Origin of the sequence: Pseudarthrobacter enclensis, assembly GCF_030811655.1 — a bacterium.
In the GTDB taxonomy this organism is placed as follows: domain Bacteria; phylum Actinomycetota; class Actinomycetes; order Actinomycetales; family Micrococcaceae; genus Arthrobacter; species Arthrobacter enclensis_A.
The window spans coordinates 176,423-192,294 of the sequence record NZ_JAUSRE010000004.1; the positions used below are offsets into that span (position 1 = coordinate 176,423).

General features: G+C 67.2%; 17 protein-coding genes. 8 read left to right on the forward strand and 9 right to left on the reverse strand.

What is annotated here, in order from left to right:
* Positions 1 to 9 precede the first annotated feature (9 nt).
* Entirely contained in the window at positions 10 to 1,653 is a 1,644-nt protein-coding gene (locus tag J2X98_RS05635; RefSeq protein WP_307305289.1) for an ATP-binding protein, read from the reverse strand.
* A 212-nt stretch (positions 1,654 to 1,865) separates the two neighbouring features.
* On the opposite strand from J2X98_RS05635, the gene J2X98_RS05640 reads away from it, so the two are divergent.
* The 5 genes from J2X98_RS05640 to J2X98_RS05660 all read left to right on the forward strand — a co-directional run bounded on the left by J2X98_RS05640 (position 1,866) and on the right by J2X98_RS05660 (position 5,516).
* Positions 1,866 to 2,642: a class I SAM-dependent methyltransferase gene (locus J2X98_RS05640; protein WP_307305478.1), complete on the forward strand. Its 777-nt coding sequence runs from the start codon at positions 1,866 to 1,868 to the stop codon at positions 2,640 to 2,642.
* A 182-nt stretch (positions 2,643 to 2,824) separates the two neighbouring features.
* Positions 2,825 to 3,007, forward strand: coding sequence for a hypothetical protein (locus J2X98_RS05645; protein ID WP_307305292.1), 183 nt, complete (start codon positions 2,825 to 2,827; stop codon positions 3,005 to 3,007).
* 15 nt (positions 3,008 to 3,022) lie between these two features.
* Positions 3,023 to 3,463, forward strand: coding sequence for a hypothetical protein (locus J2X98_RS05650; protein ID WP_307305295.1), 441 nt, complete (start codon positions 3,023 to 3,025; stop codon positions 3,461 to 3,463).
* An 18-nt stretch (positions 3,464 to 3,481) separates the two neighbouring features.
* Positions 3,482 to 4,291 (forward strand): SDR family oxidoreductase, encoded by an 810-nt coding sequence (locus J2X98_RS05655; RefSeq protein WP_307305297.1) that lies wholly within the window; start codon positions 3,482 to 3,484, stop codon positions 4,289 to 4,291.
* Between the two features lie 100 nt (positions 4,292 to 4,391).
* Positions 4,392 to 5,516, forward strand: coding sequence for a glycerate kinase (locus J2X98_RS05660; RefSeq protein ID WP_141944567.1), 1,125 nt, complete (start codon positions 4,392 to 4,394; stop codon positions 5,514 to 5,516).
* 225 nt (positions 5,517 to 5,741) lie between these two features.
* On the opposite strand, the gene J2X98_RS05665 is transcribed toward J2X98_RS05660, so the two are convergent.
* On the reverse strand, positions 5,742 to 6,263 hold the full coding sequence (locus tag J2X98_RS05665) for a DUF6328 family protein (RefSeq protein WP_307305300.1): 522 nt from the start codon (positions 6,261 to 6,263) through the stop codon (positions 5,742 to 5,744).
* Between the two features lie 225 nt (positions 6,264 to 6,488).
* Between J2X98_RS05665 and J2X98_RS05670 the strand changes: the two genes are divergently transcribed.
* The 3 genes from J2X98_RS05670 (at position 6,489) to J2X98_RS05680 (ending at position 8,921) form a co-directional block, all read left to right on the forward strand.
* Positions 6,489 to 7,388, forward strand: a complete 900-nt coding sequence (locus J2X98_RS05670) for an SDR family oxidoreductase (protein ID WP_307305303.1) — start codon at positions 6,489 to 6,491, stop codon at positions 7,386 to 7,388.
* A gap of 69 nt (positions 7,389 to 7,457) precedes the next feature.
* Positions 7,458 to 7,823, forward strand: coding sequence for a hypothetical protein (locus tag J2X98_RS05675; protein ID WP_307305306.1), 366 nt, complete (start codon positions 7,458 to 7,460; stop codon positions 7,821 to 7,823).
* A gap of 225 nt (positions 7,824 to 8,048) precedes the next feature.
* The gene (locus J2X98_RS05680; protein WP_307305309.1) at positions 8,049 to 8,921 is read left to right on the forward strand and encodes a glycosyltransferase; all 873 of its coding nucleotides are present in this window, start codon (positions 8,049 to 8,051) and stop codon (positions 8,919 to 8,921) included.
* Here the strand turns inward: J2X98_RS05680 and J2X98_RS05685 are convergent.
* The 7 genes from J2X98_RS05685 to J2X98_RS05715 all read right to left on the reverse strand — a co-directional run bounded on the left by J2X98_RS05685 (position 8,918) and on the right by J2X98_RS05715 (position 15,864).
* On the reverse strand, positions 8,918 to 9,784 hold the full coding sequence (locus J2X98_RS05685) for a TolB family protein (protein ID WP_307305312.1): 867 nt from the start codon (positions 9,782 to 9,784) through the stop codon (positions 8,918 to 8,920). The genes J2X98_RS05680 and J2X98_RS05685 overlap by 4 nt on opposite strands.
* Before the next feature lie 10 nt (positions 9,785 to 9,794).
* Entirely contained in the window at positions 9,795 to 10,796 is a 1,002-nt protein-coding gene (locus J2X98_RS05690) for a sugar phosphate isomerase/epimerase family protein (protein WP_307305315.1), read from the reverse strand.
* 49 nt (positions 10,797 to 10,845) lie between these two features.
* Complete coding sequence (locus J2X98_RS05695) at positions 10,846 to 12,024, reverse strand: Gfo/Idh/MocA family protein (RefSeq protein ID WP_307305316.1); 1,179 nt, start codon at positions 12,022 to 12,024, stop codon at positions 10,846 to 10,848.
* A 46-nt stretch (positions 12,025 to 12,070) separates the two neighbouring features.
* The gene (locus J2X98_RS05700; protein ID WP_307305319.1) at positions 12,071 to 13,198 is read right to left on the reverse strand and encodes a Gfo/Idh/MocA family protein; all 1,128 of its coding nucleotides are present in this window, start codon (positions 13,196 to 13,198) and stop codon (positions 12,071 to 12,073) included.
* A complete protein-coding gene (locus tag J2X98_RS05705; RefSeq protein ID WP_141944551.1) occupies positions 13,195 to 13,947 on the reverse strand; it encodes a sugar phosphate isomerase/epimerase family protein in 753 nt (250 codons plus the stop codon). Before J2X98_RS05705 ends, J2X98_RS05700 begins: the two co-directional genes overlap by 4 nt.
* A gap of 64 nt (positions 13,948 to 14,011) precedes the next feature.
* Positions 14,012 to 14,902: a carbohydrate ABC transporter permease gene (locus tag J2X98_RS05710; protein ID WP_141944549.1), complete on the reverse strand. Its 891-nt coding sequence runs from the start codon at positions 14,900 to 14,902 to the stop codon at positions 14,012 to 14,014.
* Entirely contained in the window at positions 14,902 to 15,864 is a 963-nt protein-coding gene (locus J2X98_RS05715) for a carbohydrate ABC transporter permease (RefSeq protein ID WP_141944547.1), read from the reverse strand. Before J2X98_RS05715 ends, J2X98_RS05710 begins: the two co-directional genes overlap by 1 nt.
* Positions 15,865 to 15,872: the final 8 nt, after the last annotated feature.

The window sequence follows — 15,872 nt, forward strand, 5'->3', positions numbered from 1 at the left end:
CTTTGACGCCTAGTTGGCCAGGGCGCGGTCGGTGCCAAGGGGAAGGCTGACGGTGACCGTGGTCCCTGTGCCCAAGGTGGAGTCGACGTCGATCCGGCCGCCGTGGCGGTCCACGATGTCCTTGGAGATGGCGAGGCCCAGCCCGGTGCCGGGGATGGCGCCGTTCATGGCGTTCGATGCCCGGTAAAACCTCGTGAAGACGTGGTTGATCTCATCGCTCGAGATGCCGATGCCGGTATCGGAGATCCGCACGGTGGCCCACTTGGACCCGTCCGGGGTGGCATGGGATTCGCTGCCCACCGCAATCCGTCCCCCGCTGGGCGTGAATTTGATGGCATTCGACACCAGGTTGGTGAACACCTGCTGCAGCTGCACTTCGTCGGCAAGGATTTCCGGATCCTCCGGTACCGGCTCCACGTCGATGGTCACGTTCTGGAGCGTGGCCAGGGGGCGGAGGGCCGCGGCCACCAGGTCAAGGGTCCGGCCAAGGCGCACCGGCGCAAGATGCATCTCCAGGGTGTCCAGGCCGCCCCGCGAGACGCTGAGCATGTCCTCGATGAGGGTCCGGAGCCGCTCGGTGTTGCGGACCACGATGTCCAGCATTTGGTGGACTTCCCTGGACACCGGATGCTCAGTGCTCTCCTGGATCATGTCCAGGTACGCCATGATCGAGGTCAGCGGTGTGCGCAGTTCGTGGTTGACCGTGGCCAGGAAGTCGGTCTTGGCCTTGTCCAGTTCCCGCAGCTGCTTGACCACCTGCTGCTGGCTGCTGATCAGGTGGCTTTGGATGAGCCCGTAGGCGGCGTTGCCGGCCACGTGCTGGATCAGCCCCAGCTCGGCGCTTGACCACGTCCGGGTCCGGTCCATCGCAGCGATCCAGATGATGCCCAGGGAGGAATTGCCCTCACCGATGGGCACCGCAAGCGTGGAAGCGGCGCCGGCGATCGCTGACACAGGCTTGTCGTATGCCAGGGACCCGGTCTCGGTCCCGTCCGCGGAGAGTGTTTCCGTCCCTGCCCAGAGCGCGTCCGCCGTGGCGCGGGCCGTGTCCTCGCCGGGAAGGGCCTCGGGCGGCAGCGCGGCCAGGCCGCGCCTGTGCCACGCCGCCCTGATCACCGGGACCCTGTGGTCCTCGAAAGTGGCCAGGACAACGTGGTCTGCCTTGAAGGTCCGGCCGAACCCGGAGACCACGTGGTTGGCGATCTCCTGCGGATCGTTGGTGGCGCGGACGGCGGCGGAGACCTCACGCAGCTGCTCGCGAAGCCCTTCCGCCTCCTGCCGCGAGGCGCTGCGCCGCCTGACCTGGTCGATGAGGGCGGATGCCCGGTGCACCAGCTCCTTGGGGGCCGGCGGCTTGGTGATGCAGTCATGGACGCCGGGTGGATTGGCGGCGGCGATCTCCTTCGGGTTGTCCAGGTCCACCATCACCAGAACCGGGGCCTTGGACCGGACGGAGGACAAGCTGGCGTCCGCGACGATAACGGAAGGCTCGACGGCGGCCAGCAGGCCAGCGAGGCCAGGGTCGTCGGTTGCTTCGAGGACGGTGTACCCGGCGTTGCGCAGCGCCTGTGCGTTAGCGGCGAGCCGGCCGGCGTCGGGATCGGCGACAACAGCGGTACGGGGCAGGCGGACGTCACTCGGCGCAGCCGTCACAGTGCTCCCTTCCCTCCCAGTTGAGTACATTCTAGGGGGACGCGTGCCCGGCGGGTCCACTTCGTTGGACCCGCCGGGCATCTCCCTTGGCATCAACCCGGGATGTGGCGCGCCGTAACGTAACCCAAGGTGCAGCTTCGGCCGGGGAGGGAACATATATTTGACCCGTGTCCGCAGCAAAGTCAACGTCCTCCGCCTGGCAGAAATACCTGATGATCCCCAAGCTCGTCAGGCTGTCGCGGCGCGCCCCGAAGGACCGGCACAAGGCGTGGGACAAGTACTGGGCTGGCATCAGTACTACCGGGCCCGGCGGTGAGGTCCTGTGGGACTCGGGCAGCGACCACGAGTTCCTTGGCTACAAGGACACCCTGCTGCGCCACCTTGACCCCGCGCTTCCCGTAGTGGACATAGGCTGCGGCCATGGCAGCTTCACCCGGGCGCTCGCCGGGATCTTTCCCCGGGTCATCGGCGTGGATGTCTCACCCCACGCGGTTGCAAGGGCCGCCGCGGAGCCGCAGGGGACCGGCAACACCACCTACGAAGCGCGGGACATGACGGCAGCGGGCGCGGGCGCGGCACTGGCGGAATCCATCCAGGCCGCTGCCGACGGAGCCAATGTGTTCATCCGGGGCGTCCTGCACGTCCTTGACCCGGCCCACCAGGTGGCGCTGGTGGAAAACCTGCTGCAGCTTGCGGGCCGCCGCGGCACAGTCTTCATGGCTGAAACGAACTTCCATGGCAACCCTGTGGAATATGTCTCGCACCTCGGCGCCAGCACACGCGGCATTCCGGCACCGTTGGAACTGGCCATCCGCGGACTCCCCATGCCAGGGCACTTCGGTCCGGCAGAACGCGAACGCGCGTTCCCGGCGTCGGACTGGGAACTCCTTGAGGACGGCCAGGTGGCCATCGAAACCAACCCCGTGACCGGTGTCCCGGGACAGGACCGGGTGCCCGGTTACTACGCCGTGGTCCGCCCCCGCCACTAACCGGAAGACGCCCGGTGCACCCGGCTCCGTCCATTGCCGCACACTTTGCCCATCTCCCCGCAGGCACGCCGCAGACCACCCGTGTTCCCCTTGACAGGGGGCCGTGGCTGGAGGCTCCATGGTAAGTAGACTTACTAGTTGATGGGTGAGAGGGGGCCGCGTACATCACGGAAGGACATGGTTTGACACGGCAACTCCCGCAAAACCCAACTTCATTCACCAGGAACAACGCAGCGACGGCGCCAATCCACTTCTTCCGGGTGGAGGACCCCAGCCCGGAAGACGCCCAAGCCGCACCCGCGCCCCAGCGTTTTGCAGGCGCCGGAATTATCTTCGGCTCCGCAGCCCTCCGCCGAGGCGCATGACCTTCAGGAAATACCATGAGCAATCTCATTCCGTCCGGCGCACTCCGCCGGATGCTGCTGCCCCCCACCTATGGGCGGCACGTCACCTCCGCCACCGAATTCACCATTTTGTCCGTGGAGGTGTGGGCCTCCGGGCTGGTGGTCAACATCCACCTGCCCTCGGATGGCGCGCCCCAACCCCGCCTTGTCCTGCAGGACCACTTCGGGACTGAATACCGGCTGCAGGACTCGGCCACCCTTGGGTCCCGCAACCTGCAGGTGTTTACCCCGTCGGTGCCGCCCGGCACCAGGAGCCTCACCATCAGGTCTGCGGACGACCCCGCTGGCCGCCCCGTGGTGACCTTCGCAGTCCCCCTGATGGCCGTCCCTGAAGCTTCCGGGGAGGCGGCAGTCCGCCGTTTCGCTCCCGACACCGAAAACGAGCCTTACCAGGACGACCTCCGCCGCCCCGCCTAACCCATCGAAAGGCCCGCCATGCCGGACACCAGCGACTTTGCCCCCACCACCGCCATTGTCACCGCCTCCGACTCGGGAATCGGCAAGGCCACCGCCGTGGCACTCGCCCGCGCCGGAATGGATGTTGGCGTCACCTGGCACTCAGACAAGGAAGGTGCGGAAGGTACGGCGGAGGAAATCCGCGGCCTGGGCCGCAAAGCGGTGGTCCGCCGCCTGGATACCACCGAACTCCGGGAGGCCGCGGGCGTAATCGACGAGCTTGCCGGGGAACTGGGGGGCCTCGATGTCTTCGTGAACAACGCCGGCACCGGTGCAAGCACAAGATTCCTGGATATGGGCATCGAGGACTGGATGAAGATCCTGGACACGAACCTCAATGGCGCCTTCGTCTGCCTGCAGGCAGCGGCACGCCGCATGGTCAACGCCGGACGGGGCGGCCGGCTGGTGGCCGTCTCCAGCGTGCACGAGTTCCAGCCCCGCGTGGGATCGTCCGCCTACGATGCGTCCAAGCACGGCCTGGGCGGCCTCATGAAGACGCTGGCACTGGAGCTGGGGCAGTACGGCATTACGGCCAATACCGTGGCCCCGGGCGAGATCGCCACCCCCATGACGGGGCAGGAGGACCAGGACCCCACGACGACGCAGCGGCCTGGGGTGCCGCTCGGACGGCCCGGGCACGCGCGCGAGATCGCCGACGTCATAGCGTTCCTCGCCTCGCCGGCGTCCAGTTATGTGACGGGTGCGGCCTGGGTGGTGGACGGCGGGATGCTGCAGATGGGCCCGCAGGCAGGGTCGCACCTCACCAGCAACGACTGGCGCGAAGCGTAGGGGGTCGCCGGAACCTGGCTCCGGTCCGGACGCCAGCCCGCAGGTCCATATCGCGGATCCGGCAAGCCCTTTCCCTGGTCCGGCTGGCATGATGGAGCGCATGCGCATTCTTATCGCCCCGGACAAGTTCAAGGGGTCCCTCACCGCAGCTGAAGCTGCCGCGGCCATCGCCGAAGGCGCGCTGCGGGTGTACCCGGACGCCGTTGCCACCCAGTTCCCCATTGCCGACGGCGGCGAGGGCACCCTGGAAGCGGCCGTCGCAGCCGGCTACGAAGAGCGGCTGAACGCCGTGGTGGGACCCATCCTGGCCCCCGTGGGCGCTGCCTGGGCCATCCACAAGGCGGGCGGCGGCAAGGTCACGGCGGTTATCGAAACAGCCCAGGCGTCCGGTCTGGCCGACATGGAGCCGACCCCGGCCAACTCATTGCGGGCACACAGTTACGGCTGCGGCCAGCTCATCGCCGCCGCCCTCGACGCCGGCGCCACCGAAATCGTCCTGGGCCTGGGCGGATCGGCCATGACCGACGGCGGCAGCGGCGCCCTGCGGGCCCTGGGCCTGAAACCCCTGGACTCCGCCGGGAACGTGGTGCCCCTGGGCGGTGGTTCCCTGGCCGACGTGGTCGCCCTCGACACGACGGGCCTGGACCCGCGGCTGTCCGCCGCCACCTTCCGCATTGCCGTGGACGTACGCAACCCCCTGTACGGGCCAACCGGCGCCGCGCACGTTTTCGCCCAGCAAAAGGGGGCGGACCAGGACGCCGTGGAAATGCTCGACGCCGGGCTTCGCAACTGGGCATCAGTGCTGCGGGAAGCAACGGGGCGGGACGTGAACGTCCCCGGTGCGGGCGCCGCCGGCGGCTTCCCGGCGTCGTTCCTTGCCTTTACCAATGCCACGCTGGAAGGCGGCTTCGCGCTGGTGGCCGGCTTGACCGGTCTGGCAGGCCAGTTGGACCAGGCAGACCTGGTCATCACCGGCGAAGGGTCCATGGATTCGCAGTCGCTGACCGGAAAGGCCCCGATCGCGCTCGCCGACGCGGCCCGTGAACGGGGCATTCCTGTCATCGTGGTGGCGGGCAGGATCCTGGTGACCCTTGAGGATCTCGCCGGACACGGTGTGGTCGGCGCGGCGCAGCTGCTGGACGTCGCCTCAAGCCCGGAAGACGCCGTGGCAAACGCCGGCAAGTACCTGGCCTGGGCCACAAGCCAGGTACTCGAAGGCGCCTAGCAGGCGGGGTCGCCAGCCCACGATGGTGGTGTTGCGTCGGCGCGCCTTCGGCGCCGGTTCCGCAGTGGGGTTCAGCGACAGGCTTCGATTCAGGGGACCCCTTTTCCCGAAGGTGGACCGCTGCACCCACCAGGACCGCCTACGTGGCCATCCCAACGAAAAAAGCGAGGACCAGGCCTGCGTTGGCCAGCAGCAGGCCGTGTTCCCTGGCCCGTTTACGTATCCTCACTCCTTCTCCCCGGCCGTGGGAAGGACCCTTCCGGTGGCCAGTCTGTTCAGTCGAAGCGGGACAAAGACCAGCAAGACCACCATGACGCCCAGGAGCGCTCCTCCCGCCACGACCCCGGCGGACCGTCCGGCAGCGACGTCGAACACCAGGGCAGCGGTTCCGGCGCTGAGCAGGGCGATGCCGCCAAGGGCAATTTTGGTGATGGTGTCGGCGCTGGAAACCAGCATTTCCTTGAGCCGCTTGCGGAAGAGCCGGCGGTGCACGCTGACCGGGAGGAGGATGAAGGCGGTGGTTAACGCGGCGATCACTACGTTGGCCAGGTAGAGGCCGACTTCCCAGTCGTCGAGCTTTTCGAACCGCTGCTGGAATGGCAGCGTCAGCAGGAAGCCTGCCAGGATCTGCACCCCGGTCTGGAGCACGCGCAGCTCCTGCAGCAGTTCCGCCCAGTTGCGGTCCAGCTGCTCTTCACGGGTCTCATTCCGTCCCGTACGGCCGGTGTAGTCCTCGACTTCGGACATCGGTCTTCCTCCCTTTCAGGCCCCGTCCAGGTCTTCTTTCTACTCCTCCCATACCCAGAAACAAGGCCAGCCGTTGCGCCTCCTACAACATTTGATAAGTTTACTGATTATTACCCGGAGTGGTGGACGACGTGCTCCACATCGGGATAGCTTCAAAGGGCCGGAGCACGGTGGTGCTCTTCCCAACCGACGGGCTTTTTCCAACCGACACAGGCAGGGCGGACCATGAGCGACACGGAAAAGCAGAAAGACCAGCCGGGAGATCCGCGCGGCGGCTACCACTCGGGGCCGTTTCCGGAACAGGAACAAAAACAGCCCGGGCTGACGGCACCGATGGACCCCAAGCCGGACCACGGGGAGCTGAGCTACGAGGGGCACGGCAAGCTCGAGGGCAAGGCCGCGCTGATCACGGGCGGCGACTCGGGCATCGGCAAAGCCGCGGCGATCGCCTTCGCCAGGGAAGGGGCCGACGTCGCCATCTCCTACCTGCCGGAGGAGGAAGACGACGCGCAGGACACGGCGGAATGGATCCGGAAAGCCGGACGCAGGGTGCTCCTGCTTCCCGGCGACGGACGCGAGGAGGAATTCAGCACCCGCATTGTGGACGAGACCGTCTCCGAATTCGGGCGCCTCGATGTCCTGGTGCTGAACGCCGCGTACCAGAAGAACCGTGAGAGCCTGGAGACGCTTCCCACCGAGGAATTTGACCGGGTCTTCCGCACCAACCTGTACTCGCTGCTATGGTCGGCCAGGGCGGCCGTACCCCACCTCAAGGCGGGGGCCTCCATCATCACCACCGCCTCCATCCAGGCTTTCAACCCCTCACCGGGGCTTATCGACTACGCCATGACCAAAGCGGCCCAGGTGGCGTTCACCAAAGTCCTGGCCCAGGAACTCGGACCCAAGGGGATCCGCGTCAACGCAGTGGCGCCCGGCCCCATTTGGACACCCCTGATTCCCGCCACAGAGTGGCCGGACAAGCTACCGTCCTTCGGGCAGGACACGCCCCTGGAGCGGGCCGGACAGCCCGCGGAACTCGCCGCAGCGTATGTACTGCTGGCATCCGAGGACGGCTCCTACATCTCCGGCGCCGTCCTGCCGGTCACCGGCGGCAAGGGACTGTAGGCAGGACGGAACGACTATCCGGCACCATCACCAGACCAGCAATATCGGCAACGCACAACAGGAGGAAGCATGACGCAGGAAAACCAGCAGGCTGAACCCGAGACGGCCCCCGGCGGCTACGGGACCCCCACCGCGGAGCAGGAGGCGGCGGGGACCCATGGCGGGCAGGGCAAGCAGTCCAGCGGCGGCACTTCGTCGCCCGGCGCGGACACCAACGAGCCGCAGGCCGGAGCGGGTCAGCAGCCCGTACCGCACGATATGGACCTTCCCTCCAGCGCAGCGGAAATCGATGAGTCCAACGACGATTCCCAGGGTTCGGCTCCCGTGTCGTCCGAGTCCGGGCAGGAAGCCACCGGCATTCCGGACGGCAGCGGCAACGATCTTCCCCAGGAGAAGTCACCCAACGACGACGACGAAAGCTTCGACGCCGGATAAGGCGCCCTGGCCCACGGGCCCCCGCTCTGCTGCCCCCGGGCAGCGGACGCGGGGGGCCTCTGCTGTAACGGGGCTTCAGCCGGCTGCCTGCGCCGGGGGGAGGGCATACATCCCGCCCGGCTGGGTACGGAAGAGGCGAAACCAATTCGCCGGCAACCGGCAGCAGCTGCCACCCCATGCTGCCTGTCGGCGCCGGCGTCGAACCCCGGGAAGGTGGCCTGTGGCATGAGATCTTCGGAGCAGTGGGCGCGCCGGTTGGACCGGCCGGACAGCGTGGACGTGGACGTCCTGGTTCCCACATGCAACCGGCCGGCCGAACTCGCCGTGACCCTCGCGGGACTGGCCGCGCAGTCCGGGCCCACGTTCGCCGTCGTCATCAGCGACCAGTCGGCAGGCCAGCCCGCCTGGGAACATCCCGCAGCCGCCGCCATGGTGCGGGTGCTTGAGGCGCAGGGACGGCCCGTCACGCTGCTGCGCCACCTCCCGCGCCGCGGCCTGGCCGAACACCGGCAGTTCCTGCTGGAGCAGTCCACCGCGGACCAGTGCCTCTTCCTGGATGACGACGTCTGGCTGGAGCCCGGTGCCCTGGCCCGGCTGAGCCAGGCGCTCGACCGGCTCCAGTGCGGCTTTGTGGGAATGGCGCCGCAGGGCCTGTCCTTCCTGGGTGACCCCAGGCCGGAACAGACGGCACCGTTCCGGCCATGGGACGGCCCGGTGACCCCCGAGCGCGTCCGCCCGGGCACCCGGGAATTCGAACAGTGGCCTTTGCACAGCGCCGCCAACCTCAGCCACCTGAGCGCCGAACTGTCGCTGCGGCCCGGCGAATGGGTCCCCTACCATGTGGCATGGCTGGGCGGCTGCGTGCTGTACCGGAGAGAGGCGTTGAACGACGCCGGGGGGTTCCGTTTCTGGGCCAGCCTCCCGGCCGACCATGCCGGCGAGGACGTGGTGGCCCAATGGCAGGTCATGGAACGGTACGGCGGTGCGGGCATCCTGCCGTCCGGTGCGGTCCACCTGGAATCGCCCACGACGGTGATAGAACGGCGCGTGGAGGCGCACCACGTCGTCCTCGGCCAGGAGTCGGCCCGTACACCCTAGCGCAGCGGGTACGCAACGAAGGCAAAGCGTTGGGAATCCGGCGACCAGCTGTTGACGTTGAGGGTGCCTTGGCCGCCGAAGACCGGCCAGGTGTGCAGCGGAGTGGTCCAGTCATTGGTGGAAACGAGGACGACCTCAACCGGCAGGTCCGCGGGGTGGCCCTGCGTTCCAGCCGTGAAGCGAAGGTAGCTGGCCAGGCGGCCGTCGGGGGAGAGGTGCGGGAACCAGTCCACACTGGCAGTCTCTGCGAGCCGCTCGAATCCGCTGCCGTCCGTGCGGACGCGCGCCAGCTGCGCGTGGCCGGGCGCCGTGCTGAAGGATTCGGTGTTGAGGTACAGCCAGTCTCCATCCGGCGAGTACTCGGGGCCGTCGCAGTGCCCGGCCCCCACATCCACGCTGCGGGCCGGACCGCCGGCCGCGGGGATGGTCCGCAGACGCCCCGGCCGCGTGAAGTCCCCACCCTCGATGTCCACGTACGCCAGGCGCCCACCATCGGGACTGATGCCATGCAGGAAGTGGAAGGACCCGTCGTCGTCCGTGATCCGCGTGGCTGCACCGCCCGTAAGGGGCGCCCGGTAGATGTGGCCGTCCTCCCCGGATAGGAAGATGGTGCTCCGGTCCGGGGCGAGGACGTGGTCGTTGTTGAGGTGGGGGACGCCGGTCAGCGGAACCTCCGCGAGGCCGCCATCCGCCAGGCTGAGCCGCCACAGCTTGCCGCCGCCGTTCAGAATCAGTGCGTGCCCGTCAAGGGTCCAGTTGGGCGCTTCAAAGAGCATATTCCTTGAAGCGTATACAAGATTCCGCTGGCCGTTGGTCGAAGCGATCCACACCTCGCATTGCTGGCCCGGGCGGAGGCTGCGCATGGCGGGGAGCTCAGTCGTTGCTGCTGAAGGCGGCGTCGAAGCTGGTTTGGGAGGCGGGGAAGTCGTACTTCTTCAGGGCTGCGAGGGCTTCGGGGGCGCCGTGGAGGCGGTCCATGCCGGCGTCTTCCCATTCGATGCTGATGGGGCCGTTGTAGCCGATCGCGGTGAGGGCGCGGAAGGAAGCTTCCCAAGGGACGTCGCCGCGCCCTGCGGAGACGAAGTCCCAGCCGCGGCGGGGGTCACCCCAGGCCAGGTGCGAGCCCAGGACGGTGTTGCGTCCGGTCTGGCGGATCTTGGTGTCCTTGCAGTCCACGTGATAGATCCGGTCCTTGAAGTCCCAGATGAAGGACACTGGGTCGATGCCCTGCCACATCATGTGGGAGGGGTCCCAGTTCAGCCCGAATGCTTCGCGGTGCCCGATGGCTTCGAGGGTGCGGACCGTGGTCCAGTAGTCGTAGGCGATTTCGGAGGGGTGGACTTCGTGGGCGAAGCGGACGCCTTGTTCGTCGAAGACGTCCAGGATGGGGTTCCAGCGGTCGGCGAAGTCCTGGTAGCCGGCGTCGATGACTTTGTCCGGGACGGGCGGGAACATGGCGACGTATTGCCAGATGGAGGATCCGGTGAACCCGACGACGGTGTCGACGCCGAGTGCTTTGGCGAGCCGGGCGGTGTGTTTCATTTCCTCGGCGGCGCGTTGGCGGACGCCTTCGGGGTCGCCGTCGCCCCAGACTTTGGATCCGACGATGGCCTGGTGCCGGAAGTCGATGGGGTCATCGCAGACGGCCTGGCCTTTGAGGTGGTTGGAGATGGCCCAGACCTTGAGGTTGTATTTGTCCAGGATCTCCAGTTTGGAGTCGACGTAGCCGGGTTCGTCCCAGCGCCAGGCGTCCAGGTGGTCGCCGGAGACGGCGATTTCCAGGCCGTCGTAGCCCCAGCCGGAGGCCAGGCGTGCGACTTCTTCGAAGGGCAGGTCGGCCCACTGGCCGGTGAACAGGGTGAACGGGCGGGGCATGCGGGGGCTCCTTGGATTGGTGCTGGCGGCGGCTGGTACTGGCTGGCGTTTAGTGGCGGACGATGGTGAGGGTGCTTTTGTTGGCTGCGGATTCCTCGACGGCGTTCAGGACGTATTGGACGTTCAGTCCCTCTTCGAACGACGGTGTGGGTTGGGTTCCATCGTTGATGGCGGTGAGGAAGTCGCGGATTTGGTGGGTGAAGGTGTGTTCCCAGCCGATGATGTGGCCCTGCGGCCACCAGGCTGCGAGGTAGGGGTGCTCGGGTTCGTTGACCAGGATACGGCGGAAGCCCTGCTCGCGGACGGGAAGGGTGGCGTCGAGGAAGCCGAGTTCGTTGAGGTTTTCCAGGTCGAACAGCAGGCTGCCCTTCTCGCCGTAGACCTCGATCTGGAGGCTGTTCTTCCGGCCCGTGGCCACGCGGGAGACCTCGACGGAGGCGATGGCCCCGGAGGTGAGGGACAGGGTGGCCCAGGCGGCGTCGTCGACCGTGACGTCCTCGGTTCCCTCAGAGCCGGGGCGCTGGGTGACGAACGTGTTGAGCCGGCCGGAGACTTCGGTGACCTGGTCGCCCAGCAGGAACAGGACCTGGTCGATGGCGTGCGAGGCGATGTCCCCCAGGGCGCCGGACCCGGCGGTTTCTTTCCGCAGCCGCCAGGTCATGGGGGCCTGGGCGTCGGCGAGCCAGTCCTGCAGGTACGCCGCGCGCACATGCCGCACGGTGCCCAGCCGTCCTTCGGCGATGAGTTCCCGGGCGAGGGCCAGGGCGGGGACGCGGCGGTAGTTGAAACCGATCATCGACTGCACGCCCCGGGCCCTGGCTTTGGCGGCCGCGGCGGTCATGAGTTCTGCCTCGGCCAGGGTGTTGGCCAGCGGCTTTTCCACCAGCACGTGCTTGCCCGCCTCGAGCGCCGCGATGGCGATCTCGGCGTGCATCCAGCCCGGGGCGCAGATGTCCACGATGTCGATGTCGTCCCGGGTGATTACGGTGCGCCAGTCCGTGGCCGATTCGGCCCAGCCGTACTTGGCCGCGGCCTCTGCCACAGCGGTGGCGTCCCGGCCCACGAGGACTTTTTGTTCGAAGGCCGGGACGTCGAAGAAGCTGGCCACGTTCCGCCACGCGTTGGAATGGGCCTTGCCCATGAAGGCGTAACCAATGGCGGCCACGCCCAACGGGCGTGTAGCCGGTCGGGAGGCCCGGGGCTCGGACTGGTGTGCGGGGGTGGTCATGATGCGTTCCTGCGTGCTTCCTGCTGGCTGGGCTGGGTGTGCCGGGTTAGAGGGTGGCCGTTTCCGGTGCCCAGTCCTCGGGGAGGGCGGGGGATGCCGGGGCGCTGCTTTCGACGTTCACGAACGTGCCGGCGTCGATTGATTCGCTGATGGAGACCATCGTGTCCAACACGTGGTACGCCAGCTCGCCCGGTGCGCGGTGCGGAACGCCGGCCCGGAGGGAGCGTGCCATGTCCAGGACGCCCATGCCGCGGCCGTTGGCGGGCCCGGTGGCGGGAACGGTGGTCCAGTCCTCGTCGCCGGCGCGCCAGAGCTTGATGTCGCCCGTGAAGTAGTTGGGGTCCGGCAGCGAGATGGTGGCCTCGGTGCCGGTGATCTCCACGAATCCCATCCGCGTCCGGGGGGACTCGAAGGAGAAGACGCTGTGCGAGGACGCGCCCGACTCGAACTGGGCCATGGCGGAAACGTGCGTGGGCACCTCAACCGTGAACACCTCGCCGGCCTTGGGGCCGGAGCCGATGACGCGCACGTCCTTGGCCTTGGACCCGACGGCGGCCACCTTGCGGATGGAGCCGAAGGCCTGGACCAGGGTGGTGAGGTAGTACGGGCCCATGTCGAACAGCGGGCCCGCGCCGTGCTGGAAGAGGAACGCCGGGTTGGGGTGCCAGGACTCCGGGCCGGGGGTCTGGAACGTGGTCATGGCGGTCAGGGGAGTGCCGATGTCGCCCCGGCGGATCAGCCGGAGCGCGGTTTGGATGCCCGCGCCCAGGAACGTGTCCGGGGCGCAGCCCAGGCGGATTCCTGCAGCGTCCGCGGTCTTGAGCAGGCCAAGCCCGGACTCGCGGTCCAGGGAGAACGGCTTCTCGGTCCAGACGTGCTTGCCGGCGTGGACTGCTGCGGTGGCCACTTCCACGTGCGCGGCGGGGATGGTGAGGTTGACGATGATTTCGACGTCGGGGTGGTTCAGGGCCTTGTCAACGCCGCCCCATTCCGGGATGCCGTACTCTTTGGCCCGTGCCTCGGCGGCGTCCTCGAAGAGATCGGCGATGACGTGGACTTTGAGGTCCGGGAACGCCGTGAGGTTGTCGAGGTACTGCTTGCTGATCACGCCGGCGCCGATGACACCGACGCCTACCGGGCCGCTGCGGGCCGGGTTGGCTGCGGGGGTGCTCACGCGTTGGCTCCTTCAGTTGCAGTGTTGCTGGTCAGGAAGGCGAGGCTCTGGGCGATGCCCTCGAAGATGTCGCCGCTGTAGTCATCGAACTCCACCACGCCCACTTCCAGGGATTTGGCGGCGGCGATGACGTCCAGGACGGGAACCTTGCCCTGGCCGGCGGGCTGCTGGGCCTTGTTGTCCTTGTTCAGGGGGCCGTCCTTGATGTGGATGAACTTCACCCGGTCCCCCAGCCTGCCCAGGAGCTCCACGGGGTCCTGGCCACCCACGGCCGCCCAGTAGGTGTCCACTTCCAGGACCAGCTCCGGGTCCAGCAGGCTTTCAAAGTATTCCAGGGCGGTCCGGCCCTCGATAGTGGACTCCAGCTCCCACGCGTGGTTGTGGTATCCCACCCGGATGCCGTATTCCGCGCCCTTCTTCGCGGCTGCGTTCAGCTTGGCTGCGGTGGCCTGGATGTCTTCGGCTTTCTGCCAGTGCTCCGCGGGAAGGAACGGGTCGATGACCGTGGTGATTCCCAGTTCCTTCGCAGCGGCGAAAATCCCGTCCTGGTCCTGGCTCATCAGGGGCGCATGGCCCGAGGGCGCGGTCAGGCCGTTCTCTTTCAGGGCCGCACCCAGTTCCTTGGCAGTGGCCACGAAGTTGTACGGCTCAACCTGGGTATAGCCGATCTCCGCCACCTTCCTGATGGTGCCGGGAAGGTCCTCGGAGAGGGCATTGCGGAGGGTGTAGAGCTGCAGTGAGTAGGACATGTATTTCCTTTTGCGGTTTGTGGTTGGTCGTTGGGGTGGGCGGGCGGTCTTCAGCGGACCGTGGTCAGCGTCCTGCCAGCGATCCGCCGATGCCGCCGACGCTGAAGTACTTGTTCAAGGTGGCGAAGACAATGACGGGCGGGAGCATCATCACCACGGCCAGGGCCATGACGGATGTCCAGTCAGTTGCATTCTGCTGGAAGAAGGACTGCACGCCCATGGGGAGGGTGAAGATTTCGTTCGAGCGCAGGAAAACGATGGCCACCAAGTAGTCGTTCCACGCCAGCAGGAAGGCGAAGATCGCTGTGGAGAGGACGCCCGGGAGTGAATTCCGGAGCACCACTTTGGTAAACGATCCGAAGACCGAGCATCCGTCGATCCAGGATGCCTCCTCGAGGCTGGCCGGGATGGAGTCGAAGTAGGCCGCCATCATCCAGGTGGCCACTGTCATGGTGGAGCCCACGTAGATGATGGTCAGGCCCAGGAGGTTGTCCACCAGGCCCATGCCGGCGAACAGGATGAAAAGCGGCACCACGGAGGTGATGATCGGCAGCGACTGCATCACGAACAGCAGCAGCGAGTAGCCGGACACCGCCTTGCTGCGGCCTCGGGAGAGGACGTATCCGGCGGGTGCTGCAACGGCCACGGACACTACTACGGTGGAGAGGGTGGTGACCAGGCTGTTCTTGAGCCATGTCGCGGCCAGGGTCTTGGAGAAGACGTTGGCGAGGTTTTCGAACGTGAGCCCGGTCGCGGTGCTGTTGGGTCCGGGCGTGAAGGCCAGCAGCACGGTGACCATGATGGGCACCAGCACGATTCCAGTGATGATGAGGATCGCGGCGAAGCGCCACCAGCGGCCCCGCTGGCCGGCTTCGGAGAGGACTTTGCGGCGCTTGCCGACGTCAACGCCCAGGCTCGGGCCGGACTCGGGATGGGCGTGAAGGACTGCGCTCATTATTCGACGCTCGACTTTCGGATCTGGCGGTACAGGATGACCGAGATGACCACCAGGGTCATGGTCATGAGGAAGGCGATGGCCACGCCGGGCCCGGTGGCGAAGTCCTGGAACACGGTCCGGTAGGCAAGGACCACCAGGGACGTGGTGGCATTGACGGGGCCGCCGCCGGTGAGCAGATAGATCGTGGGAAAGTCGTTGACACAGAAGATGGTCATCAGGATCCAGCTGATGTAGGTGGAGCGTGCGATCAACGGCAGGGTGATCTGGGTGAACTGCTGCCAGCGGCTGGCGCCGTCCATGCTGGCTGCCTCGTACACGGTGGTGTCCACGGAGGCCAGGGCGGCCGAGATCATCATCATCATGAAGGGGAAGCTGACCCACACCTTGAACACCATCACGGTGACGGCGGCCAGGGTGGGATCGGCCAGGAAGAGCGGGGTGCCCATGCCCAGGTTCCGGAACAGCGAAGGAATCAGGCTGTCCGGGGTGGCCACCAGCCAGTTCCAGGCGGTGGAAGACACCACGATGGGCACCACCCAGGGCAGGAGCAGCAGGACCTTGAAGGTGCCGCCGCCCGGGATCTTGGTGCGCAGGAGCAGGGCCAGGCCCAGGCCCACCAGCCAGGATCCGAAGACCCCCACGATGGTGAACCACAGCGTGAACTGCGCTGCCTTCCAGAACGCCGGCGAGGTCAGGACGGTGGCGAAATTCTGGCCGCCCACGAAGTTGCCGGTCTGCAGCAGGTCCCCGTCGTGCGTCGCCTGCACGGCGGCATAGACCAGAGGGTAGCCGTGGATCAGGACAAGGAGGACCACGGAGGGGAGCAGGAGCCAGAAGAACGTCCTGGTGGCCTGCGCGGACAGCTTGCTCTTGCGTTTCCCGGGGACCGTCCCGGTCCCGCCAGGTGCAACCCCGCGGCGGGCCCGGGCCAGGCCGGACTGGGTGGTGGTGCTGGACATGGGCGGTC